This window comes from Amycolatopsis sp. WAC 04182 (assembly GCF_003947465.1).
Classification (GTDB): Bacteria; Actinomycetota; Actinomycetes; order Mycobacteriales; family Pseudonocardiaceae; genus Amycolatopsis.
Genome location: NZ_QHJJ01000003.1, coordinates 1,217,452 through 1,239,839, shown reverse-complemented (window position 1 = coordinate 1,239,839; position 22,388 = coordinate 1,217,452). Strand labels below are relative to the sequence as shown.

The 22,388-nt window shown below is 68.8% G+C and carries 19 protein-coding genes; 8 read left to right on the top strand and 11 right to left on the bottom strand.

The features are described from left to right. Positions 1-175 precede the first annotated feature (175 nt). Both DMH01_RS19450 and DMH01_RS19445 read right to left on the bottom strand, forming a co-directional pair. Positions 176-1,180, bottom strand: a complete 1,005-nt coding sequence (locus DMH01_RS19450; protein WP_125678629.1) for a LacI family DNA-binding transcriptional regulator — start codon at positions 1,178-1,180, stop codon at positions 176-178. Positions 1,181-1,212: 32 nt separating this feature from the next. After that, entirely contained in the window at positions 1,213-2,424 is a 1,212-nt protein-coding gene (locus DMH01_RS19445; RefSeq protein WP_125678628.1) for an MFS transporter, read from the bottom strand. A 57-nt stretch (positions 2,425-2,481) separates the two neighbouring features. On the opposite strand from DMH01_RS19445, the gene DMH01_RS19440 reads away from it, so the two are divergent. Both DMH01_RS19440 and DMH01_RS19435 read left to right on the top strand, forming a co-directional pair. Next, the gene (locus DMH01_RS19440) at positions 2,482-3,027 is read left to right on the top strand and encodes a hypothetical protein (protein WP_233621592.1); all 546 of its coding nucleotides are present in this window, start codon (positions 2,482-2,484) and stop codon (positions 3,025-3,027) included. A gap of 296 nt (positions 3,028-3,323) precedes the next feature. Then, on the top strand, positions 3,324-4,709 hold the full coding sequence (locus tag DMH01_RS19435; RefSeq protein WP_125678627.1) for a PepSY domain-containing protein: 1,386 nt from the start codon (positions 3,324-3,326) through the stop codon (positions 4,707-4,709). Here the strand turns inward: DMH01_RS19435 and DMH01_RS19430 are convergent. Further along, positions 4,699-5,595, bottom strand: a complete 897-nt coding sequence (locus tag DMH01_RS19430; RefSeq protein ID WP_125678626.1) for an SDR family NAD(P)-dependent oxidoreductase — start codon at positions 5,593-5,595, stop codon at positions 4,699-4,701. The genes DMH01_RS19435 and DMH01_RS19430 overlap by 11 nt on opposite strands. 79 nt (positions 5,596-5,674) lie before the next feature. Between DMH01_RS19430 and DMH01_RS19425 the strand changes: the two genes are divergently transcribed. Further along, entirely contained in the window at positions 5,675-6,250 is a 576-nt protein-coding gene (locus tag DMH01_RS19425) for a TetR/AcrR family transcriptional regulator (protein WP_125678625.1), read from the top strand. Here the strand turns inward: DMH01_RS19425 and DMH01_RS19420 are convergent. After that, a complete protein-coding gene (locus tag DMH01_RS19420; RefSeq protein WP_125678832.1) occupies positions 6,148-7,512 on the bottom strand; it encodes an MFS transporter in 1,365 nt (454 codons plus the stop codon). The genes DMH01_RS19425 and DMH01_RS19420 overlap by 103 nt on opposite strands. A gap of 121 nt (positions 7,513-7,633) precedes the next feature. After that, the gene (locus DMH01_RS19415; RefSeq protein WP_125678624.1) at positions 7,634-8,275 is read right to left on the bottom strand and encodes a TetR/AcrR family transcriptional regulator; all 642 of its coding nucleotides are present in this window, start codon (positions 8,273-8,275) and stop codon (positions 7,634-7,636) included. 111 nt (positions 8,276-8,386) lie between these two features. On the opposite strand from DMH01_RS19415, the gene DMH01_RS19410 reads away from it, so the two are divergent. Beyond that, a complete protein-coding gene (locus DMH01_RS19410; RefSeq protein WP_125678623.1) occupies positions 8,387-9,235 on the top strand; it encodes a shikimate dehydrogenase in 849 nt (282 codons plus the stop codon). Beyond that, on the top strand, positions 9,225-10,988 hold the full coding sequence (locus tag DMH01_RS19405) for a bifunctional sugar phosphate isomerase/epimerase/4-hydroxyphenylpyruvate dioxygenase family protein (protein WP_125678622.1): 1,764 nt from the start codon (positions 9,225-9,227) through the stop codon (positions 10,986-10,988). The genes DMH01_RS19410 and DMH01_RS19405 overlap by 11 nt, the downstream gene beginning before the upstream one ends. A gap of 58 nt (positions 10,989-11,046) precedes the next feature. Here the strand turns inward: DMH01_RS19405 and DMH01_RS19400 are convergent, their stop codons facing one another. The 4 genes from DMH01_RS19400 to DMH01_RS19385 all read right to left on the bottom strand — a co-directional run bounded on the left by DMH01_RS19400 (position 11,047) and on the right by DMH01_RS19385 (position 17,164). Next, the gene (locus DMH01_RS19400; RefSeq protein ID WP_158633244.1) at positions 11,047-13,689 is read right to left on the bottom strand and encodes a tetratricopeptide repeat protein; all 2,643 of its coding nucleotides are present in this window, start codon (positions 13,687-13,689) and stop codon (positions 11,047-11,049) included. Between the two features lie 245 nt (positions 13,690-13,934). Next, on the bottom strand, positions 13,935-15,110 hold the full coding sequence (locus DMH01_RS19395) for a 4-hydroxybenzoate 3-monooxygenase (RefSeq protein ID WP_125678620.1): 1,176 nt from the start codon (positions 15,108-15,110) through the stop codon (positions 13,935-13,937). A 32-nt stretch (positions 15,111-15,142) separates the two neighbouring features. Beyond that, positions 15,143-15,913, bottom strand: a complete 771-nt coding sequence (locus tag DMH01_RS19390) for an IclR family transcriptional regulator (protein ID WP_125678619.1) — start codon at positions 15,911-15,913, stop codon at positions 15,143-15,145. A gap of 12 nt (positions 15,914-15,925) precedes the next feature. Further along, positions 15,926-17,164, bottom strand: coding sequence for an ArsB/NhaD family transporter (locus tag DMH01_RS19385; protein ID WP_125678618.1), 1,239 nt, complete (start codon positions 17,162-17,164; stop codon positions 15,926-15,928). A gap of 80 nt (positions 17,165-17,244) precedes the next feature. Here DMH01_RS19385 and DMH01_RS19380 point away from each other — a divergent pair, with 80 nt between their 5' ends. Further along, the gene (locus DMH01_RS19380; protein WP_125678617.1) at positions 17,245-18,468 is read left to right on the top strand and encodes an FAD-binding protein; all 1,224 of its coding nucleotides are present in this window, start codon (positions 17,245-17,247) and stop codon (positions 18,466-18,468) included. Here the strand turns inward: DMH01_RS19380 and DMH01_RS19375 are convergent. Next, on the bottom strand, positions 18,465-18,815 hold the full coding sequence (locus tag DMH01_RS19375) for a hypothetical protein (protein WP_125678616.1): 351 nt from the start codon (positions 18,813-18,815) through the stop codon (positions 18,465-18,467). The genes DMH01_RS19380 and DMH01_RS19375 overlap by 4 nt on opposite strands. A gap of 109 nt (positions 18,816-18,924) precedes the next feature. Between DMH01_RS19375 and DMH01_RS19370 the strand changes: the two genes are divergently transcribed. Continuing rightward, positions 18,925-20,094 (top strand): PLP-dependent aminotransferase family protein, encoded by a 1,170-nt coding sequence (locus DMH01_RS19370; RefSeq protein WP_233621591.1) that lies wholly within the window; start codon positions 18,925-18,927, stop codon positions 20,092-20,094. 165 nt (positions 20,095-20,259) lie between these two features. On the opposite strand, the gene DMH01_RS19365 is transcribed toward DMH01_RS19370, so the two are convergent. Then, positions 20,260-20,964 carry a FadR/GntR family transcriptional regulator gene (locus DMH01_RS19365; protein WP_125678615.1) on the bottom strand — a complete coding sequence of 235 codons (705 nt, stop codon included), beginning with the start codon at positions 20,962-20,964 and terminating at the stop codon, positions 20,260-20,262. A gap of 144 nt (positions 20,965-21,108) precedes the next feature. Between DMH01_RS19365 and DMH01_RS19360 the strand changes: the two genes are divergently transcribed. After that, positions 21,109-22,386 carry an SLC13 family permease gene (locus DMH01_RS19360; RefSeq protein ID WP_125678614.1) on the top strand — a complete coding sequence of 426 codons (1,278 nt, stop codon included), beginning with the start codon at positions 21,109-21,111 and terminating at the stop codon, positions 22,384-22,386. Positions 22,387-22,388: the final 2 nt, after the last annotated feature.

Sequence of the window (22,388 nt, the reverse complement as noted above, 5' to 3'; positions counted from 1 at the left end):
CGTGATTGCGGTCACTCTAAAGTGAAGCCCCGGATCAACGCAATAACTGGATGAGAACTTGCAACTTTTCGACAGGAACTGTCCGGAGGTGCCTCAAGCGCGTGAAGGCCCCCTTCCCTCGGCTCAGCCGAGGGAAGGGGGCCTTCACGCGCTGGGGGATCCCGCAGTCAGCCGGCTAAATGCGGCGGGCGGTGGAGCCCCGGACGACGAGTTCGGGGGCGAACAGCAGTTCCTCGGCCGCCACCTCGCCGCCGTTTATGCGCTTGACCAGCAGTTCCACCACGGCGCGGCCCATCGCCTCGATCGGCTGGCGGGTCGTGGTCAGCGGCGGATCGGTGCAGTTCATCAGGGCCGAATCGTCGTAGCCGACCACGGAGATGTCTTCGGGGACCGACAAACCCTGCCGCCGGGCCGCGCGGATCGCGCCCAATGCCAGGAGGTCGCTCGCGCACAGGACGGCCGTCGCGCCGCGCGGGTACAGCCTGGCCGCGGCCGCGTGGCCGCCTTCGATGGAGAACATGCCGTGCTCGACGAGTTCGTCCAGCACCGGGAGCCCGAGTTTCGCCGCGTAAGCGCGGAACGCCTCGAGTTTGCGCTGCGACGGCACGTGGTCGTTCGGGCCGAGGACGAGGCCGATCTTCTCGTGGCCGAGCGAGCTCAGATGCCCGACGACCTGCTCGACGGCGACCGCGTCGTCGCACGAGATCTGCGGCAGCCCGAGGTGGTCGACGGCGGCGTTGATCAGCACCGTCGGCAGGCGGCGCTCGGCGAGGTGGTGGTAGTGGGAGTGCACCGCGTCGGCCTGGGCGTAGAGCCCGCCGGCGAACACGACCCCGGAGACCTGCTGCTGCAGCAGCAGTTCGACGTACTCCGCTTCGGAGACGCCGCCCGCGGTGCGGGTGCACAACACGGGGGTGAAGCCCTGCTGGGCGAGTGCGTTGCCCATGATCTCGGCCAGTGCGGGGAAGATGGGGTTCTGGAGTTCGGGAAGGACCAGTCCGACCAGGCGGGCGCGATCCCCGCGCAGCTGGGTCGGCCGTTCGTAGCCCATCACGTCCAGCGCGGTGAGGACGGCGGCCCGGGTGCCGGCGGAGACCCCGGACCGGCCGTTGAGCACCCGGCTGACCGTGGCTTCACTGACCCCGACCTTGCGGGCGACTTCGGCAAGACGACGCGTCATGGCTGAAACTTTACCGCAAGTGAGCGCAAAACCTAGACACTCTTGATCGGTGCGGTGCCGGTTTCCCGCAAGACGCGGAAGTCGCGCGAAGAGGGAACGAGAGCGGCGGCCGCGGGCGCGGCGAAGCAGACGACCGCGCACGCCGCCAGCACCGGTGCCGCCCCGAACCGGTCGATCGCGGGGGCGATGAGCGCGAGCCCGGCGGGCGCCAGTCCGTAGGAGAACAGGAAGTCCAAAGAGGACACTCGCGCGAGCTTCCCCGGCTCGACCTCCCGCTGGGTCGCGGTGAACCACGGGACGTTGAACAGTTCGATGCCCAGCCCCGCGACCGCGTAGGCGGCGACGACGAAAACGGGGTGCACCGGGAACAGCAGGCTCAGTGGCGCGAAGCCGTAGCAGCCGAGCCCGATCAGCGCCGCCCAGCCCTGCCGTTTCGGGCGCCGGCGCGCGATGACGACGGCACCCGCGAGCGCGCCGAGGGTGTACGCGGTGAGCCCGGCGGCCAGGACGGCTTCGGTGTCGTAGCGGTCGCGGCTGACCAGTGGCAGCACGACACCGGTGGCGGAATAGCCGGTCGCGATCACGGCGGTCAGCGCGCCGAGCCCGGCCAGGAACCACGGGTGACGGCGGGCCTCGCGGAGGCCGTCGGCGAATTCGCCGAAGAAGCGGACCCTGGTCGTGGCCGGGGCGGGCGCGTAAGTGCCTCGCGGCGGGATCAGTGCCGCGCCCAGCCACAGCACGCCGGTCCCGATCACCAGGGCCGACGTCGAGGCGAACTGCGAGAGCAAGGCGGTGAGCCCGGGCGCGACCAGGGTCGTGACCCGGACGGCGAGCGTCATCGCGGCGTTGGCCTGCTGACGACGGTCTTCGGTGATCACTTCGGCGGTCAGCGCTTGGAAGGCCGGGCGGCACGCGCCCTGCCCGATGCCGACGACGGCGGCCGCGAGGGCCATCACCAGGACCGAACGGCCCATACCGACCGCGATCAGGGGAGTGGCGACACCCGCGACGAGACCGGCCCAGAGCACGACCCCGCGCCGCGAGTACCGGTCGGCCAGTACGCCCGCCACCGGTACGGCCACGAGGAATCCCGCGGTCCGTGCGGCGAGCACGATGCCGAGGTCCACAGCCGAAAGCGACCGTTCGAGCACCGCGAGTCCGAGGATGAACGGCAGGGCCCAGGTCGCCAGCCCGGAGGCGGTGTTCCCGGTCCAGAGCCGGAGGAACGACAGGCTGCGGAACACCGGGGTGACGATAGCAAGGAGAGACAGCAGGCCCTCTCGCGCTCTACTCTGCCTCCCGTGCGCACGCCGACCTCGGCCCGAGGCCCGGCCAGGCGCCTCCGCGGCGGGGCCGTGGGGGTCCTGACCGGCACTTTGGCGACCGGTGCGCACGCCGGGACCAGCGGACGTGTCCCCGACTTGGGCGTGGTCGTGCTGCTCGTCGTCTTGCTGAGCTGGGTGGCGTACGCGTTCGCGGGCCGCCGTCGCGGTCCGCTCGCCATCCTCTGCCTGGTGGCGGGCGGGCAGCTGGCGATGCACGCCTGTTTGACGTTCCTGACCTGGCAGTCGCACGCCCACCATGAAGAGACCCCCGGCAACGGCCTGGCCATGGCGGCCGGGCACGCCGCCGCGACCCTCGTGGTGGCGATGGTGCTCGCGGGCGCCGAGCGCGTCCTGTTCGCGCTCACGGCGTTGATCGCTTCGGTCCTCCCTCGCCGCCTGTCACCGCGGCCGGCGACGGCGCCGCTGCGGATCCGCGTCCCGCTCGTGGTGAAGTTCCCCTCGACCGAGGCGCTCCTGCGAGACGTGCTCTCGCGGCGCGGCCCGCCGGTGACGTTCGCCTAGGCCGCGTTTCATAAGCCAAGGCAAAGGTGGAGTGGTCGGCACTTCCGCGGGCACGTTCCGCTCGAAGCCGGCGCTCCGGTGCTCGTGTCGCGAAAGCCACTTTGGGGACACCAGACGTCTCGAAAGTGGCTTTCGCGACACGCCACCTTCGGCTTACGCCTCGATATGAAACGCGCTCTGGTTCCCGAAACCCTGCCGAGACCCCCTGTCGCGGCAGGGCTCCGCACGCGTGCCGTGACCACCCCGGCGCGCGGCGCAGGCGCACGCCTCCCCACCGACGCCTCAGGAGTTCCCCCATGGCAACACGAATCGAATCGACCACGAGCCCGCCGCGTGCCTCCGGCTGGCGCGGACTGTTCCTCCGTCTCCACTTCTACGCCGGCGTTCTCGTCGGACCGTTCGTCCTCATCGCCGCGCTCACCGGCGTTCTGTACGCGGCGACTCCGCAGATGGAGTCCTGGATCTACTCCGATCAGCTCCGGGCACCCGTCGGGCTGAACCAGGTCTCACTGGCCGACCAGGTCGAAGCGGCTCAAACCGCCAACCCCGGCGGGCAGCTGGTCGCCATCCGTCCCGCCCCCGAACCGGGCGACACCACGCGCGTGCTGTTCGCCGAGGACGGGCTCGGCGAGTCCGAACGACGCGCGATCTTCGTCGACCCCGCCACCGCGCAGGTGCGCGGGGATCTCGTCGCGTACGGCTCCAGCGGCGCCTTGCCGTTCCGGACCACGCTCGACCAGTTGCACCGCAACCTGCTGCTCGGTGAACCCGGACGGCTCTACAGCGAACTGGCCGCGTCCTGGTTGTGGGTGGTCGCGCTGGGCGGTCTCGTGCTGTGGGTGAGCCGCCGCCGCGCCCGCCGGACCGAGAAGGCCGAGTCCGCGCGCGGGAAGTCGGTGCGCCGTCACGGATCCGTCGGTCTGTGGGTGCTGCTCGGCGCGTTGTTCCTTTCCGCGACAGGGCTGACGTGGTCGACGTACGCGGGAGAGAACGTCTCGGCGCTGCGTGAATCCCTCGGCTGGGCCACTCCGGCGTTGAAGGTGACCGGCGCCGACGAGCACGCCGGACACAACGGACACGCGGGTCACGGTGAAACGCCCGCCGCGAAACCCGAGAGCGTGGACGCGATGCTCGCGTCGGCCCGCGCCGCCGGGATCGACGCACCCTCGGTGGAGATCGGGCTGCCCGCCGAACCCGGCGCTCCTTGGCAGGTGGCGGAGATCGAGCGCGGCTGGCCGACGCAGGTCGACGCCGTCGCGGTCGACGGGACCACCGGGCAGATCCTCAGCGAAGTGCGGTTCGACGACTATCCGCTGATGGCGAAGCTCGCCCGCTGGGGGATCGACGCGCATATGGGCGTGCTCTTCGGCTGGCCCAACCAGATCGTGCTGCTCCTGCTGGGCGCGGGTCTGGTGACGCTGGTCGTGCTCGGCTACCGCATGTGGTGGCGGCGCCGTCCGACCCGCGCCACCGGGCTGACCTTCGGGCGGCCCATCCCGCGTGGTCAGTGGCGCAAGGCACCGCCCGCGCTGCTGGTGGGGCTTCTCGCCGCCGCCGCCGCGATCGGCTGGTTCGTGCCGCTGCTCGGCATCAGCCTGCTGGCGTTCCTGGTCATCGATCTGCTGCTGGGCCTGCGGTCCCGTGGCCGCTCCGAACCGGACTCGGCCGACGTCACCGGGTGAGTTCCGCGCTCGCCGCCCACAACCGGGCGGCGAGCGCGGTGTCGGCGAGTTTCCCGCGGACCGGTTCCCGGCGGGGTTCGCCGCGCAGGCCGAACACCCGGGGGCCGAACATCTCGCCGCCGCGCACGGTGGGATCGAGGACGGCGCGCACCGCGGGCCAAGCCCCGGCTTCCTTGCCCTGCAACAGAAGCCCGGCCGGGAACTTCCGTCCGGCCGGTGCCGCGTGCACGGGCCGCGGCGGGGTCAGGGAATCGAGCGCGCCACCAGGATGGTCGACGACGCTCAGTACCGTGCTCCCGGTCGCGCGCAGCCGCCTGTCGAGCTCGAAGGCGAACAGCATCTGCGCCAGCTTCGAGCGCGCATAAGTGCGTTTGGGCTGGTAGTCGCGTTTGCTCTGGAGGTCGTCCAGGTCGAGTTCCGCGGACTTGCCCACGAAACTGCCCGTGGTGACGACGCGACCGGCCTCCGCCGCTTCGAGCAAGGGCATCAGCCGGTGCGTCAGCACGAAATGTCCGAGATGGTTGGTGGCGAAGGTCAGTTCGAGGCCATCGGCTGTCTCCTGTCTCGGCTGGTCCTCCAGGAGCACGCCCGCGTTGCAGACGACGGCGTCGAGCCGTTCGATCCCCAGAGTGTCCACTGAGGACTCGATGGACGAGAGATCGGAAAGGTCGAGCCGCAGGTGCCCGAGTTCCGCGTCCGGTACCCGGGAGCGGATCGAGGACATCGCGGCTTCCGCTTTGGCGGCGTTCCGGCTGCCCAGAAGCACGGTGGCCCCGGAGCCGGCGAGCTGTTCGGCGACGAAGTAGCCGATCCCCGCGTTGCCACCGGTGACCAGGAAGGTCTTGCCGTCGGCGCGAGGCAGGTGGTGGACGTCCCACTGGCCCATGACGGTCTCCTTAAAGTCGAAGTCACTCCGAAGATACACTCATTATGATTTCGGAGTGACTTCGATGTAGGCTGGGCGCATGGAACGGACCGAGCCCGGCAGACGTGAACGCAAGAAGGCGGCGACACGCCAAGCCCTGTCGAGCGCGGCGCGAGAGCTGTTCCTGGAACGGGGCTTCGACAACGTCACCGTCGCCGAGATCGCGGACGCCGCGGACACGGCGGTGTCGACGCTGTTCGCGCACTTCCCTGGCGGCAAGGAGGCGCTGATCCTCGGCCACGGTGACGAACGCGAAGCGGCCTTGGCCGCCGCGGTGCGTGACCGGGCCGAGGGCACGTCGATCCTCGAGGCGTTGCGGGACTTCCTCGCGACCCGCGGCCCGTTCGATCCGAATCGGGACCCGCAGGCGCGCCGGGTCGCGGATCTGGTGGTCGCCACCCCGGCGCTGCGCGCCTACGCCAGGACACTGTGGACGGGCTGCGAGGACGCGCTGACGAAGGTCATCGCCGAGGAATCGGGCCAGGACGACTTCTCCGTGCGGTTGCTGGCGCGTTATGTCCTGGAGGTTCCGGACCTGGCCGGGGTCGAGGCGGATCCGGCCGCGGCGCTGGACGCCGCTTTCGTCTTCCTGCGGCGCGGCTGGCCGGGGTTCTGACCGTCCATCCCGAGATCCTCGGTCGGCACGTCGTGCGTTTCGCGCGCGGTGAGCGCGGCCGCGGCGCTGAGCAGGCAAACGGCGGCGGTGAAGACGGCGACGCCGAGCCAGTCGTCCTTCCCCGAACCGATCGCCGAGACCACGCTCGGGGCGAATCCGGCGATGGCGAACCCGATCTGCGTGCCGATCGCCATCCCCGAAAGGCGGACCTTCGCGCTGAACATCTCACCGTAGAACGACGGCCACACCCCGTTGACGGCGCTGTAGGCGACACCGAACAGCAGGATGCCGAGCGCGAAGATCAGCGGGTGCGAGCCGTCCGAAATGGACCACAGGTACGGGAAGATCAGTACCGCGCAGGCGAGACAGCCCGCGATGAACACTGGTTTGCGGCCAATCCGGTCGGAGAGCCCGGCCAGGAAAGGGATCGCGAGCAGCGCGGCGACGTTGGCCAGTACGCCGACCCACAGGATCGGCCCGCGTTCCAGCCCGACCGTGTTGACCGCGTAGCTCAGCGCGTAGACCGTGAAGATCGTGCTGACCGAAGCGATGGTGGCCGCGACGACGACGCGGAGCACATCCTTCCAGTGCGTCCGGAACAGCACGGCGACCGGCAGTTTGGCGACGTCGGCCCGGTTCTGTCGGAACACCGGGGTCTCGTCGATCTTGCGGCGGATCACGAAGCCGACCACCACCACGATGGCGCTGCACCAGAACGGGATCCGCCAGCCCCAGGTGAGCAACTGCTCCTGGGGGAGCGCGGCGATCGGCAGGAACACCGCGGTGGCCAGGATCTGGCCGGCTTGGGTGCCGCTGAGGGTGAAGCTCGTGTAGTAACCGCGCCGGTGGGACGGCGCGTGCTCCAGCGACATCGAATTGGCGCCCGCCTGCTCGCCGGCGGCCGAAAGCCCTTGCAGGAGGCGAAGTATCACCAGCAGGACCGGCGCGAGCACGCCGACGGAGGCGTACGTCGGCAGGCAGCCGACGAGGAAAGTCGTGACGCCCATCAGCACCAGCGTGAACACCAGGACCTTCTTGCGGCCCAGCCGGTCGCCGACGTGCCCGAGCACGAACGCGCCGACCGGGCGGGCGAGGTAGCCGACGCCGAAGGTGGCCAGCGCGAGCAGCGTTCCGGTGGCGGGGGAGGAGGCGGGGAAGAAGACCTTGTTGAACACCAGTGCGGCGGCGGTTCCGTAGATGAAGAAGTCGTAGTACTCCAAGGCGCTGCCGATCCAGGCCGCCAATGCGGCCTTGCGGGGCATGCCTTGCGTGACAGGGGAGGGAGAGGCCACGTCGACGCTCCAAGGTACGATCGAGCAATGTACGATCTAGTTAGTTAATACAGCGTGCGAGACGATGCCCGGGTTGTCAAGAGCCGGGATTTCAGGCCGTCAGGTACTCGATCACCAGATCGCCCAGCATCAGGCGATAGTGATCGCGGCGCGCGGGATCGAGCATGTCGCGGCCGAAGATCGCCGAGAAGGTGTGCCGGTTCGCGACGCGGAACACGCAGAACGAGCTGATCACCATGTGCACGTCGAGCGCGTCGACGTCGTCGCGGAACCGGCCTGTTTCGCGGCCGCGGCCGAGGATGCGGGTGAGCACGTCGAGAGCCGGGTTCGCCATGCCGGACAAGGCTTCGGAGCGGGCGATGTGCTCGCCGTGGTGGATGTTCTCGATGCTCACGAGCCGGATGAAGTCCGGGTTCGCCTCGTGATGGTCGAAGGTGAGCTCGGCGAGCTGGCGGATCGCGTCCTCGGGTTCGAGGTGGTCGACGTCGAGATCCTGTTCGAGGGCGCGGATGGTCGCGTACGCCCGTTCGAGCGCGGCGACGTAGAGCTGCTCCTTGCCGCCGAAGTAGTAATAGATCATCCGCTTCGTGGTGCTCGTGCGAGCGGCGATCTCGTCCACCCTGGCGCCGGCGTACCCCTTGTCGGCGAACTCCCTGGTGGCCACCGCGAGGATTTCGGCGCGGGTGCGTTCCTTGTCGCGCTGGCGCTCGACCTCGGACGACGGTGCGGCCACCTGACTCCCTCCGAACCGCTGGTGGAGGCCCCACTCTAGCGCAGCCCTTCTCGTGCCGACCGGTCCGCGCTACAGTGAACTCACTAGTTCGTACATTAACGGAGGATCTTGGTGACCAGTTACCTCATCGGCCTGGTCGGTACCGGTATCGGGCCGTCTCTGAGCCCGGCGCTGCACGAACGGGAGGCCGACGAGCTCGGGCTGCGCTATCTCTACCGGCGGCTCGACCTCGACGTGCTGAGGCTGCCGATCGGCGAGGTGCTGGCCGCCGCGCGGACCGCGGGCTTCGACGGTCTCAACATCACCCATCCGGTGAAACAACAGGTGCTGCCGTACCTCGACGAGGTCGCGCCGGACGCCGCGGCGCTCGGCGCAGTGAACACGGTGGTGTTCCGCGAAGGACTCGCCACGGGGCACAACACGGACGCGACCGGTTTCGCCCGCAACCTCATCCAGGGCCTTCCGGACGCCGACATGGACACGGTCGTCCTCCTCGGCGCTGGCGGGGCCGGCGCGGCCGTGGCCCATGCCCTGCTCTCCCTGGGAGCCGGGCGGCTGATCGTCCACGACGTCGACGCCGCGCGCGCCGGCACCCTGGTCACCGCGCTGCGACGGCGTTTCGGTGAAGGCCGGGCCCTGACCGGTTCCCTCGACGACGTCCACGTCGCCGACGGCCTCGTCCACGCCACGCCGACCGGGATGGCCGCGTATCCGGGGTCGCCCGTTCCCGCCGAGTCGCTGCGCCCGGGGATGTGGGTGGCCGACATCGTCTACCGGCCGTTGGAGACCACACTGCTCAAACAGGCGCGGGAGCGCGGATGCCGGACGCTGCACGGCGGCGGGATGGTGGTCTTCCAGGCCGCGGACTCCTTCCGCCTGTTCACCGGCGCGGAGCCGGACGCCGACCGGATGCTCCGGCATTTCGAAGCGCTGGAAGGGAAACCCGCCCATGTCCGGTGACACCGCCATCGCGACCGTCTGCCTGTCCGGCACGCTCGAGGACAAACTCGCGGCGGCCGCCGCGGCCGGCTTCCACGGCGTCGAGATCTTCGAGAACGACCTGATCGCGTCGCGGCGGTCGCCGTCGGAGATCCGGCGGCTCTGCGCAGATCTCGGCCTCACGATCGATCTCTACCAGCCGTTCCGCGATTTCGAGGCGGTGCCGCCGGACGTGCTCCGCGCGAACCTCCGCCGGGCGCGGCGGAAGTTCGACCTCATGGCCGAACTCGGGGCGGACACCGTCCTGGTCTGTTCGTCGGTCTCGCCCGACGCCGTCGACGACGACGATCTCGCCGCCGACCAGCTGCACGAGCTCGCTTCGCTGGCCGCATCGCGCGGAATCCGCGTCGCCTATGAAGCGCTCGCGTGGGGCCGGTTCGTGAACACCTACGAGCACGCATGGCGCATCGTGCGGCGAGCCGACCATCCGGCGCTGGGTGTCTGCCTCGACAGTTTTCACATCCTGTCGCGTCGCAGCGATCCCCGGGCGATCCGGACGATTCCGGGGGAGAAGATCTTCTTCCTGCAACTGGCCGACGCGCCGTTGCTGGACATGGACGTGCTGCACTGGAGCAGGCATCACCGGCTCTTCCCCGGCCAGGGCGCGTTCGACCTGGCCACGTTCACCGGGCATGTCCTGGCGGCGGGTTACCGAGGGCCGCTTTCGCTGGAGGTGTTCAACGACGTCTTCCGGCAGACGGACCCGCGGCCGGCCGCCGTCGACGCGATGCGATCGCTGGTGGCCCTGCGCGAATCCGTGGGCGCCCTTGAGGTTCCCGAGGCTCCTCGACTGGATGGGCACGCCTTCGCGGAGCTGGCCGTTCCAGGCACTGTGCTTGCGGATCTCGGCTTCACGCACGTCGGAACCCATCGTTCGAAGCCGGTTCAGTTGTGGCAACAGGGATCGGCGCGGCTGTTGGTGAACGAAGCCGCCGCGGAGGGCACGATCAGCGCGCTCGGTCTGACCAGCGCGAACCCGGGCGGGTCGGCGCGGCGCGCGGAGACCCTGCTCGCACCCGTACTGCCCCGCGAGCACGGCCCGGACGAGGCGGACCTTTCCGCCGTCGCGGCACCGGACGGGACCGAGATCTTCTTCTGTGGCAACGACGAGTGGCTTCGCGACTTCGTTCCCACCGGAGCGGCCCAGGCGGGCATGGGGATCACCGGCATCGACCACGTCGCCCTGACCCAGCCTTTCGACCACTTCGACGAGGCGACCCTGTTCTACCGTTCGGTGCTCGGCCTGGAGCCCGAGCCGGTGTCCGAATTCGCGGCGCCGTTCGGGCTCGTGCGCAGCCGGGCGGTCGGGAACCGGGACGTCCGCCTGACCTTGGACAGTGCGCTGGTGCGGCGAGGGGAGTGGGCGCCGGGAGTGCCGTCGCCCCAACACATCGCTCTCACTTGCGACGACGCGATCGCCGTCGCGCGGGCCATGCGGGAAGCGGGCGCGCCACTGCTTTCGATCCCCGGCAACTACTACGACGACCTCGACGCGCGATTCGATCTGCCGTTTTCGGGCTCGTTGCGGGAGAATTCGGTGCTGTACGACCGGGACTCGTCCGGCGAGTTCCTGCATTTCTGTACGGAACTGGTCGGATCGCAGGTGTTCTTCGAGTTCGTGCAACGGATCGGCGGGTATCGCGGGTACGGGGTGGTGAACACGCCGGTGTCCATGACCGCGCATCGGGAACGGCGGCTCAGCATGGCCCGCTGAAGCTCGGTCGGCCGGGTCTGCGGTGGGGGCCAAGGTCGACTCTGGCGATCAAGCTGCGTCAGCTGACGGACTCGTCGTCGAGTGCGGCGAGCTGCTGTGCGACGCGGTCGGCATCAGCTGTGCGTTCCTGGGTCCGGTTGAGTCGCAGAGCCTGTTGCCACACCAGGCGAGCCTCGGCTCGGCGCCGAAGCGCTGCCAAGGATTGGCCGAGATGTTCGAGGGTATCGGCTTCGTAGTACGTCGCTCCCAGGTCGCGGCACAGTTCCAGTGATTCGTGGAAGTGATCCAGCGCCAGATCGTATTCGCCGCAATGATGGGCGATGTAGCCGAGTGTGTCCAGGGTGACTGCTTGGCCCTGCCGATTGCGGGCATCTCGGAACAAGGCCAGTGCCTGTTCGCATGAAGAGCGGGCCTCGTCGTACAGACCCAGCCGCGCTTGGTGCCACCCCATTCGATCGAGTGCTTCCGCCTTCCACACGAGGTTGTCCAGGGGCTCGAACAACCGGAAGGCCTCCTTCGCGTGGTTGAGCGCGAGCTGGTCGTTGTTCTGTTGCCGCCACACCATGATCAGGTCGTAGTACGAACGAGCCTCGCCGTGCGTGTCACCGGTCTCCTTGGCCAGTTCGCGCCCCCGGTACAGGTGTTCCAACGCTTCGGTGAGCCGTTGCGACCGTGCATATGCCTGACCCAGTAGTCGGTGGGCCAGTCCTTCGATCGTGGCGTCGTCCAGTTCGCGCGCGGCAGCGAGGCCGGCTTCCCAGGTGGTCCGCTGTTCGTGGAGGTGGCCGCGTCGCCACAGATATCCGTGCAGGATCCACGCCAGCTGCCACACCTGAGTCTGCCAGCCAAGTCTTTCGGCGGTCGTCTGCGCGGCGATGAGACACGGATGTTCCTGGTCGAACCAAGCCAGAATGGAGCTGTCGTCGGTGAAGGAAGGTAGCTCGAACTCGACCGGAGCGTCGCCGATCTCGACCTTCTTCCGGTCCGGATAGAGCATCCGTTCACCCGCGTAACCGGCATGGATGTAGTACGAGATCAGCCTGTTCAGCTTGCCCAGTGCCTGATCGTCCTGCCTCGCCCATTCGGCGGCGTAAAGGCGGACCAGGTCGTGCATGCGATACCTGGTCGGCAAGTACCGCTGCAACAGGTGTGCTTCCTCCAGCCGACGCAGCAGGTTGCGTGCCTGGTCGGTCTTCAAATTCGTGAGCACCCCTGCGGCGACCTCGCCGATATCCGGGCCAGGGGCCAGGCCGAGCATTCGGAATACCTCGGCCGTCTGCGCGTCGAGCGTTTGATAGGACCAGGACAAGACGGTGCGTAGGTTCGCGGAGAGCCCACCGCCGTCCAGAGCGTCCAGCCGAGCAGAGGCGTCACCCAGGTCGGTGGCGAGCGCCGCGAGCGGGAAGTCGTGGTGAGCGGCCGCGTGGGCGGCGACGATACTCAGCGCTAGCGGCAGCCCGGCGCAGTAGCCCACCAGGTCCTTCACCGCGGCGGGCTCGGCCTCGACGCGGTGCGGGCCGAGGCGTTTGGTCAGCAGTTCACGGGCTTCGGTGTCATTCAGGGTGCCCAGGCTCAGCGGTCGTGCGCCGTGGGCGACGATCAGTTCGGTGGGTTGGTGCCGCGTCGTGATCAGCACGGTGCAGCTGGAACTCTGGGGAAGCAGGGGTACCACCTGAGCGCCGCCGCGGGCGTTGTCCAACAGGATCAGCATGCGCCGGTCAGCGACCTTGCGTCGATACAGCGCGGCCTGTGCGGCGGTACCGACCGGGATCTCCCGTTGTGAGGAGCACAGGGCATCCAGGAAACCGCGGATGGCGACTTCGCCAGCCACCGGTGCACCGGACGGGTCGTAACCGCGCAGGTTCACGTAGAGCTGTCCGTCCGGGAACCGGTCGATGTTCTCGTGTGCCCATTCCAACGCCAGCCAGGTCTTGCCGATTCCACCCATGCCGCTGACCACCATGATGGGCGTGGTGCCCTTGAACTCGGCGTCGACAATCGACGAAGCGGTCAGTTCGGCAAGCTCACGGATGCGACCGGTGAACAGTCCCGACCTGGCGGGCAACTGCCTCGGTGCGGAAATCTCCGTTAATTGTTCGGTTTCGCGTTGGTACGGGTGGTCGGGAAGGCAGATCCAGGCGCGGGTGTTCGTTTCCTTTACCTTCACCGTCACCGGCTGATAGCGGCTGGGATCGTCAATCGAACTGTTCTGAACGACTTCCTCGAAAAACCAGTCGGATACGATGAAGGCCAGCACGCCTGGCGACTGGGCGAGCGACGTTTTCAACGCGGGTGCTTCGATCAGTCTGAATGCGCGAATGATCGACGGTCCGGTGACGCCCTGGGTGTCGTGTTTGATCTCGCCTGCGTGCAGAGCCATGCGCAGCCTGATGCGTTCCTCTGGCCGTGCGGCGCTTTCGTTGTATTGCAGTAGGGCCTTGATGAGCATCTGCGGCAGCGATTCGACGAACGGCGCCTTGGGTACCTGGGGTGCTATCAAGACGAGGACACCGTCGCCGCGATCTTCATGGTAACAGTCTTCCCAGGAAATATTCGCCGCATTGAGAGCCCAGCGCAAAACCTGATACAATCCGTCGCGAACGGCTTCCTGGACGGGGTTTCGCCGACGTTCGGCGCTGCCGAATCCTTCCACGTCGAGGAGTAGCAATATCCGGTGCCCGGGCTGCCTGGAATAGACCATGCGATCAACCCCTCGTCGCGGTGTCGGCTCCATGCTACAGGACGATCAAGATGTCGACGTCTGCCGAAAAGGCGCCCGAAACGCCGCGAGACTTTCATCGTTGCCAAAAAACGGCGACCGCGGCCGTCCCGGGTAAATGCCCTGGTCGGGGATCCCTGGGACGTCCGCGGTGGTCCGGAAAGCGGCCGCAGTCCGCTTGTGTGACGATCGACGGCAGGCCGTGCCTGTTGCCGCGAAACGGCGAATCAGAACCCGATGGGCAGTCCCGCGTAGTTCTCCGCCAGTCCCGCTCGTCCTGCCTCGCTCCGCGCCAGCCACTGCAACTGCGATAGCTGCAACTGCCGGTCGAACGGGTCACCGGATTGGTGCAGCATCGTCGTCATCCACCACGAGAAGTGCGTACACCGCCAGACCCGGCGCAGCGCGGTGTCGGAGTAGGCGTCGGCGAGCGCGAAGTCCTTGTCCCGCACCAAAGCGGCCAGGGCGGGGGCGAGGAGGGCGACGTCGGCGACGGCGAGGTTGAGGCCCTTCGCGCCGGTGGGCGGCACGATATGGGCGGCGTCACCGGCGAGGAACAGGCGGCCGTGCCGCATGGGCTGCTGCACGAAACTGCGCATGGGCAGCACGCTCTTGTCGGTGATCGGCCCCGGCGTGAGTGTCCAGCCGTGCTGGCCGTGGCCGAGCCGGGTCGCGAGCGCATCCCAGATCCGGTCGTCGGACCAGGCGCCGATGTCGGTGCCGTTGGGCACTTGCAGGTAGAGCCTGCTGACGGTGGCCGAACGCATCGAGTGCATGGCGAAACCGTCGGGATGCCACGCGTAGATGAGCTCGTCGGTCGAAGGGGCGACGTCGGCGAGCACGCCGAGCCACGAGTACGGGTAGGTGCGTTCCCAGGTCTGCTTCGCGGCGTCGGGGATCGCGGTGCGGCAGGGGCCGAAGGAGCCGTCGCAGCCGACGACGACGTCCGCGTCCAGCCGCTGTTGTGCACCGTCCGCGTCGGTGAAAGTGACGTAGGGCCGCTCGGTCTCGATGTCGTGTACGGCGGTGTCGGTGACTTCGTAGTGGATTTGCTGCCCGGCCGCCGCACGCGCCTTGCCGAGGTCCTTCGTCACCTCGGTCTGGCCGTACACGGTGACGCTTCGGCCCACCAGGTCCACGAAGTCGAGGTGGTGCCGTTCCTCGGGCCATTGCAGGTAGATCCCGCGGTGCTCGTCGCCTTCGCGGTCGAGCCGGTCGCCGAGTCCCGTCTCGCGAAGGAGGTCCACTGTGGACTGTTCGAGGATGCCCGCCCGGATCCGCGCCTCGACGTACTCGCGCGAGCGGGTCTCCACGATCACGGATTCGACCCCTGCCCGATCGAGCAGATGCGACAGGAGCAGTCCGGCCGGGCCGGCGCCGACGATGGCGACTGGGGTATGCATGACCGGAGTCTGATCGCGCGGCCGTGGAACCGCTAGCGGTCGCTTCCACTCAGTGAAAACCGCAGGCTCCGGCCGATCCCGGCGGCCGCGACCTGGAGCGCGGAGATCAGCCGGGCCCGGCCGCGGCTCAGATCGGGGACGACCAGGCCGAGCGCCGCGACGACGTCGCCGCCCGACGGCCGGATCGGGACGGCGACCGAGCAGGCGCCCCGGCTCATCTCCTCGACGGTCTGCGCATAGCCCTCTCGCCGGACCCGGCGCAACTGTTCGCGCAGGCGGCCGGGCTGCGTGATGGTGTACGGCGTGACGCGGGTCAGCGAAGCGAGCACTTGCCGCTGGACGTCCTCCGGCGCCCAGGCCAGCAGGACCTTCCCGATCCCGGTGGCGTGCAGTGGCAGCCGTCCGCCGATCCGGCTGACCACCGGCACGGACGCGTTCCCGGAGAGCCGGTCGAGGTAGAGCACCTGGTCACCGTCACGTTCGCCGAGGTGCACGGTGGCGCCGGTCGCGCCGTAGAGATCCTGGAGGAAGGGGGCGGCGACCTGCCGCAGTTCGAACTGGACGGGCGCGAGTAGTCCGAGATCCCACAGGCGCCTGCCGACGGCGTACCGGTCCTCGCGCCGCTCCAGTGCGCCCAGGCCCACGAGTTCGCGGGCGAGCCGGTGCGCGGTGGGCAGCGGCAGCCCGGCTCGGTGCGCGAGTTCGGTCAGCGACAGCTCACGATGATCGACGTCGAAGGCGCCGAGCAGCGCGAACGCCCGCGACGTGACGCTGGCGCCGGGTGTCGAGAGGTTCCCGGGCATGCGCCCATCTTCTCACTGAGTGGAAGTCAGGACGAGCCCGAGCCACAGCCCGCCGACGGCCAGCACGATGGACGACGGGACGGTGAGCAGCCCGAGCCGGGTGAACTCGCCCAGGTCGGCGCGGGTGTCGTGCCGGTGCAGGATCCGCCGCCACAACAGCGTCGCCAGCGAGCCGACGTAGGTCAGGTTCGGCCCGAGGTTGACCCCGATCAGCACGGCCAGCACCACCGGAGTCCCGCCGGCGGTGGCGAGCGGCAGCAGCACGAGCACGGCGGGCAGATTGTTGATCAGGTTGGCCAGGACGGCGGCCACCGCGGCCGCGCCGAGCAAGGCGGGGAACGAAGTGGAAGTCGGCACCAGGTGGCTGAGCGCCTCGTCCAGTCCGTTGTCGACGACGGCGCGGACCACGATCGCCAGCGCGAGCACGAAAGCGACGAAGGGGATGCTCGCCGATCGGACGATCGCGGCGGGCGAGGTCCGCCGCCGCACGAGGGCGCGGCACGCCAGGACGGCGGCACCGGCGAACGCGGCCCACGCGGGGCTGACGTCCAGCAGCGACGTGATCACGAACCCGGCCAGCGTCAGGACGAGCACGACGAGGACGAACGCCGGGACCTTCCCGGCCGGGACCGCTTTGCCGCCTCGTGGCCGGGCCGCCAGGTCGGCGGCGAAGAACCGGCGGAACACCAGGTATTCGGTGAGCACCGCCGCGAGCCAGGGCAGGGTCATCAGCGCGGTGAAGCGCAGGAACGAGATCCCGGTCGCCGCGACGGCGAGCAGATTGGTCAGATTGGACACCGGCAGCAGCAGCGAGGCCGAGTTCGCCAGATGCGTACAGGCGTAGGCGTGCGGTTTCGCCCGCGCGCCCATCCGCGCGGCGGTGGCGAACACGACCGGGGTCAGCAGGACGACGGTGGCGTCCAGGCTGAGCACCACGGTGACGGCCGCGGCGACGACGAACACCGCGGGAAGCAGCCGTTGCGGCCGTCCCCGGCTGAAGCGGGCCATGAGCGTCCCGGCCGCCTGGAACAGTCCTTCGTCGTCGCACAATTTGGCCAGGACGAGTACGGCGGCGAGGAAGCCGACGACCGGGGCGAGCCTGGTCACCTCGTCGAGAGCGTCGGAGAACGAGATCGCTCCGGCCACCAGGACGATCGCCGCCGCGGGGACGGCGGCGACCGCTTCCGGGAGTCCTCGTGGCCGGATCACCGCGAAGGCCAGTACCACCAGCAAGAGCGTGATGGACAGCATCTCGCCCGGAATGCCAGTCAGTGCGAACCTCCTCCGCGTGAAGCCGACTTCGGCAATCTAGCGTGGGTAGTCTGGGCCTGGTGCGCGAGACGAACTGGGCGGGAAATCAGACCTTCACCGCGGAACGGATCTTCCGCCCGCGCACCATCGAGCAGATCCAGGACGCCGTGGCCGGTGCGGCCGCGGTCAAGGCGCTCGGCAGCGGGCACTGTTTCAACGACATCGCGGACTGCCCGGGTGGTGTCCAGCTCGACCTGTCCGCGCTCGACATGGACGTCGTCCTCGACGCGAAGTCAGCGACGGTCTCGGTGCCCGCTGCGGCCCGCTACGGCGACATCGCCGTCCAGGTGCACGCCGCCGGGTTCGCGCTGGCGAACCTCGCTTCGCTGCCTCATTGCACGGTGGCGGGCACCGTCGCGACGGCGACTCACGGCTCCGGGCGGCGTAACCAGAGCCTGGCGTCGGCGGTGTCCGGTTTGGAGCTGGTGACCGCCGACGGTGAGCTGAAGACGTTCTCCCGGCACGACGGCGTGGTCGTCGGCCTCGGCGCCCTGGGTGTGGTGACCCGGCTGACCCTCGACCTGGTGCCGTCGTTCGACCTCCGCCAGGACGTCTTCGACGGTCTGCCCTGGGAATCGGTGTACGAGCACTTCGACGAGATCCAGGACGCCGGGTACAGCGTCAGCCTGTTCACGAACTGGGCTCGCGACGAGGTCGACCAGGTCTGGGTCAAAGGACCGGGTCTGCCGGGCGCGGACTTCTTCGGTGCGACGGCGGCGGACGGGCCCCGGCATCCGGCCCACGCGGCCGGCATCCCGGCGGACAACTGCACGCGACAGCTCGGCGTCACCGGCCCGTGGCACGAACGGATCCCGCATTTCCGCCTGGACTTCACGCCCAGCATCGGGAACGAACTCCAGACCGAGTACTTCGTGCCCATCCGGCACGCCGTCGAGGCGATGGAGGCGATGCGCGAACTCGGGCACCGGCTGGCACCCGTCCTGCTGACGTCCGAGATCCGCACTGTCGCGGGTGACGACCTGTGGCTCAGCCCGTTCCACGGCGGCGACCGGCTGGCGCTGCACTTCACGTGGCTGCCGGACGAGAAGGCGGTCCGCGAACTGCTGCCCGTGATGGAGGAGCGGCTGGCACCGTTCGACGTCCGGCCGCATTGGGGAAAGCTCTTCCACCGTGCGGCGAACTACCCGAAGCTGGCCGATTTCCGGGCACTCGCCGGCGAACTGGACCCGGACGGCAAGTTCCGGAACCCGTTCGTCCGGCGGCACGTGTTCGGGGAGCGCTAGTCCGACTGCGACCAAGCCGCGACCGGCAGTGAGAGATACACGCCGACGTCGTCGATCCCGGTCGCGGATTCGATGCTCGTCCGCAGCATGTCCACTCGTTCCTGGCGGTTGTCCGCCCGGCTCGGGAACCACTTCGACCGGACCTCCACCAGGAGGTCGAGGCCGAAGCGGTCGAACGGACCGGGTGTGCGGAAACGCAGTTCCACGTCGCCGGGCTGGAGGTCACCGTCGTAGGGCTCCTCGGGGCATTCCACCGCGACGGACACGAGATGCGGCAGGACCGAGCCGAGTTCGCGCAGCTTGGCTTCGGGAAGATGGGGCGCGTAGGTGATTTCCACGAGAGGCACGGCACAAGCCTAGGGCAGGCGAAACTGCTATCGTGGCGGCAGTTGCTTGCTCGCGCGGGAGACCCCCGGCTGCTGCACTGGAGCCGCACGTTTCTCCCGAGGAGCCTCTATGTCTCTTCCCCTCGCCCGTCGTATGGACGGCGTCACCGGTTCTCCCGTGCGCGACCTGCTCGCGCTCACCGCCCGCCCGGGCGTGATCTCGTTCGCCGGCGGGATGCCCGCGCCGGAACTGTTCGATGTGGACGGCCTTCGCGCCGCCTTCGACCGGGCACTCGCCGACAGGTCCGCGTTGCAGTATTCGCCCACCGAGGGGAATCCACGGCTGCGAGAGCTGCTCGCGCGGCGGCTGTCCGGACGCGGGGTCACGACCACTGTGGACGATCTGCTGATCACCACGGGTTCGCAGCAGGGCCTGCAACTGCTGAGCACGGCGTTGCTCGACCCCGGCGCCACCGTGCTGGTGGAAGAACCGGTGTACCTGTCGGCGCTGCAATGCTTCCAGCTCGCCGAGGCACGCGTCGTGCCCGTTCCCGGTGACGCGGAAGGGATCGACCCGGCCGCGCTGGACGAGATCGCGGCCAGGGAACGGCCGGCACTGCTGTATCTCGTTCCGACGTTCTCGAATCCTTCCGGGCGCACGATCGGCTCGGAGCGACGCCGCGCGATCGCGGAAGTGATCGCGCGTCACGGATTCTGGCTCGTCGAGGACGATCCGTACCACGAACTGCGGTATCGCGGCGAACGCGAGGAACCGCTGTCGGCCCGCCCCGAGCTCGCCGGGCGCACGATCTACCTCGGCAGCTTTTCGAAGGTGATCGCGCCCGGGATGAGGCTGGGCTGGTTCCGGGCGCCGAGGGAACTGCTGCGCCGCGTCACGATCCTCAAGCAGGCGACGGATCTGCACACCTCGACCGTCGACCAGTCGGCCGCGGCCGAGTATCTGGCCGTCGCGGATCTCGACGCGCACGTGCGGAGGCTGTGCGCGACATACAGCTTGCGCCGTGACGCGATGCTGGCCGAACTGCCCGCGATCACCCCGCCCGGTACGAAGTGGACGGACCCGGACGGCGGGATGTTCGTCTGGGTCACCCTTCCCGGCGGCGCGGACACGGACCGGCTGCTTCCCGAGGCGCTGCGGCAGGACGTCGCTTTCGTGCCCGGCTCGGCGTTCCAGGTGGGGGAGCCGGACCGGTCGGCGTTACGGCTGTCGTTCGCCACGCACGCGCCGGAGACGATCGCCGAGGGTTTGCGGAGGCTGGGCAAAGCCCTGTCGCGGTGAGGGGTCAAGGTGAAGATGCCGTAGAGACGAGCCGCCCAGATGTGTCGCGAAAGCCACTTTCGGGACGTGTGATGTTTCGAAAGTGGCTTTCGCGACGCGGTAGCCGGCACAGGACGCGAGACCGGCGCTCAAGCCCCTCGGGCCGGCGAACGGCTTGGTGAAGCGCTAGTCGGCCTGCGGATCCCAGGTCAGCAGCCGGACCTTGCTGACGGTCTGGACGTGCCGTCGCATCGCGTTCGCGGCCGCCTTCGGGTCGCCGTTCCGGATGGCCTCCGCGATGTTGTGATGCTGGCTCAGTGAGCGCCACGGCCTGCCGGGCTGCCGCAGGGACTCGTTGCGGCTTTCCGCGATCTGCGTGTCGATCGAGCGCATGAACTCGGCCAGGAGGGCGTTGTTCGCGGCGGCGGTGATCGCTTCGTGGAACCGGCGATCTCCTTCGGCGCCGTGCCCGCCGTCCTCGATCTCGGTCTTCATGTACTCCAGCGCCGCGTCGATGGCGGCGAGATCCGCGTCGGATCGTCGCGACGCGGCCAGTTCCGCGAGCTTGGTCTCCATCGCCTCGCGGGCTTCGAGCACTTCCGGAAGCCGCTTGCGGCGGGCGACGAGTTCGTCGACCGGTTCGACGTCGAGATGATCGTTGCGCAGGTAGGTGCCCCCGCCGTGCCGGGACTCGAGCAGACCCTGCACCTCGAGCACGACGATCGCCTGCTTGATCGACGCGCGGCTGACCCCGAGCCGCTCGGCGAGGTCGCGTTCGCTGGGGAGTTTGTCGCCCGCGTGCAGGCCGGACTCCTCGACGTGCGCCTTGATCCGCTCGACGACCTGCTCGTAGAGCTTCGCCCGGTTCAACCGGCTCAGCGCCTCCGGCACTCGGTCCCTCCCTCGGCTGGTCAAGTGGCTTAGCCAATTTACCACTCATGGGTTGACAGGTGGTCGCCGTCACAGGGAAAGTGGCTCAGCCACTAGTCCACTCGGCCACTCGCCAGGGGGCTCCCGCCGTCAAGGAGGACGGTCATGTCCGCCCAGCTGATCTCGATCCTCGTTCTCGTGGTGATCTTCGCCCTCGCCACGACCCGCTCGATCAACATGGGGGCGCTCGCCTTCGCCGGCGCGTTCCTCGTCGGCACCCTCGCCGGTGGCCTGGACACCGACGGCATCTTCGCCGGCTTCCCCGGCGACATTTTCGTGGTCCTGGTGGGGGTCACGTATCTGTTCGCCATCGCCAGGGCCAACGGCACCACCGACTGGCTGGTCGCCGCGGCCGTCCGCCTGGTCGGCGGCCGGATCGCGCTCATCCCGTGGGTGATGTTCGTGGTCACCGGAGCCCTGACCGCGATCGGCGCGGTGAGCCCGGCGGCCTGCGCGATCGTCGCGCCGATCGCACTCGGTTTCGCCGCCCGCTACCAGATCAGCCCGCTGCTCATGGGCGCGATGGTGGTGCACGGCGCGCAGGGCGGCGGATTCTCGCCAATCAGCGTCTACGGCTCGATCGTCAACGGGATCGTCGAGCGCAACCACATCGCGGGCAGCCCCGTGGTGCTGTTCTTCGCGAGCCTCGGCATGAACCTCGCCATCGCGGGCGTCCTTTTCGTCGTCCTCGGCGGGACCAAACTGCGGCGCCGCGCGCTCGTGACGGCAGGTGCCGGGGGAGTGGGGACCGACGAAGAACCGCTGCCGCACGAACAGCGCATTCCCTTGGACGGCCCCAAGATCGTGACTTTGACCGGTCTGATCGCGCTCGTGGTGGGCACCCTCGTGTTCGACCTCGACCCGGGCCTGACCGCCATCACCGTCGCCGTCCTGCTGAGCGTCGCGTGGCCCAAGACCAGCCGTTCCGCCGTCTCCGAGATCACCTGGCCGACCGTGCTGCTGATCTGCGGTGTGCTGACCTACGTGGCGGTGCTGAAGGAGATCGGCACCATCGACTACGTCGGCAACGCGGTCACCACCGTCGGGATCCCGCTGCTCGCGGCGCTTCTGCTCTGCTACATCGGCGGTGTCGTCTCCGCCTTCGCGTCGTCGGTCGGGCTGATGGGCGCGCTCATCCCGCTCGCCGTTCCGTTTCTGGCGCAGGGAACGATCGGGCCGGTCGGCATGATCGCCGCCCTCGCGGTCTCGGCGACGATGGTGGACGTCAGTCCCTTCTCCACCAACGGCGCGCTCGTCCTCGCCAACGCGAAGGACGTCGATCGCGACAAGTTCTTCAAACAACTTCTGGTCTACGGGGCGCTCGTGGTGGCCGTCGTGCCGCTGATCGCCTGGCTCGTGTTCGTCGTGCCCAACTGGGGCTGAGG

Excerpts from the sequence above, each read along its gene's own strand:
- DMH01_RS19405 (WP_125678622.1), top strand. The coding sequence starts at position 9,225 with ATGTCCGGTGACACCGCCATCGCGACCGTCTGCCTGTCCGGCACGCTC.
- DMH01_RS19390 (WP_125678619.1), bottom strand. The coding sequence starts at position 15,913 with ATGCCCGGGAACCTCTCGACACCCGGCGCCAGCGTCACGTCGCGGGCG.
- DMH01_RS19435 (WP_125678627.1), top strand. The coding sequence starts at position 3,324 with ATGGCAACACGAATCGAATCGACCACGAGCCCGCCGCGTGCCTCCGGC.
- DMH01_RS19430 (WP_125678626.1), bottom strand. The coding sequence starts at position 5,595 with ATGGGCCAGTGGGACGTCCACCACCTGCCTCGCGCCGACGGCAAGACC.
- DMH01_RS19420 (WP_125678832.1), bottom strand. The coding sequence starts at position 7,512 with ATGCCCCGCAAGGCCGCATTGGCGGCCTGGATCGGCAGCGCCTTGGAG.
- DMH01_RS19395 (WP_125678620.1), bottom strand. The coding sequence starts at position 15,110 with ATGCATACCCCAGTCGCCATCGTCGGCGCCGGCCCGGCCGGACTGCTC.
- DMH01_RS19400 (WP_158633244.1), bottom strand. The coding sequence starts at position 13,689 with ATGGTCTATTCCAGGCAGCCCGGGCACCGGATATTGCTACTCCTCGAC.
- DMH01_RS19425 (WP_125678625.1), top strand. The coding sequence starts at position 5,675 with ATGGAACGGACCGAGCCCGGCAGACGTGAACGCAAGAAGGCGGCGACA.
- DMH01_RS19360 (WP_125678614.1), top strand. The coding sequence starts at position 21,109 with ATGTCCGCCCAGCTGATCTCGATCCTCGTTCTCGTGGTGATCTTCGCC.
- DMH01_RS19450 (WP_125678629.1), bottom strand. The coding sequence starts at position 1,180 with ATGACGCGTCGTCTTGCCGAAGTCGCCCGCAAGGTCGGGGTCAGTGAA.
- DMH01_RS19385 (WP_125678618.1), bottom strand. The coding sequence starts at position 17,164 with ATGCTGTCCATCACGCTCTTGCTGGTGGTACTGGCCTTCGCGGTGATC.
- DMH01_RS19370 (WP_233621591.1), top strand. The coding sequence starts at position 18,925 with ATGTCTCTTCCCCTCGCCCGTCGTATGGACGGCGTCACCGGTTCTCCC.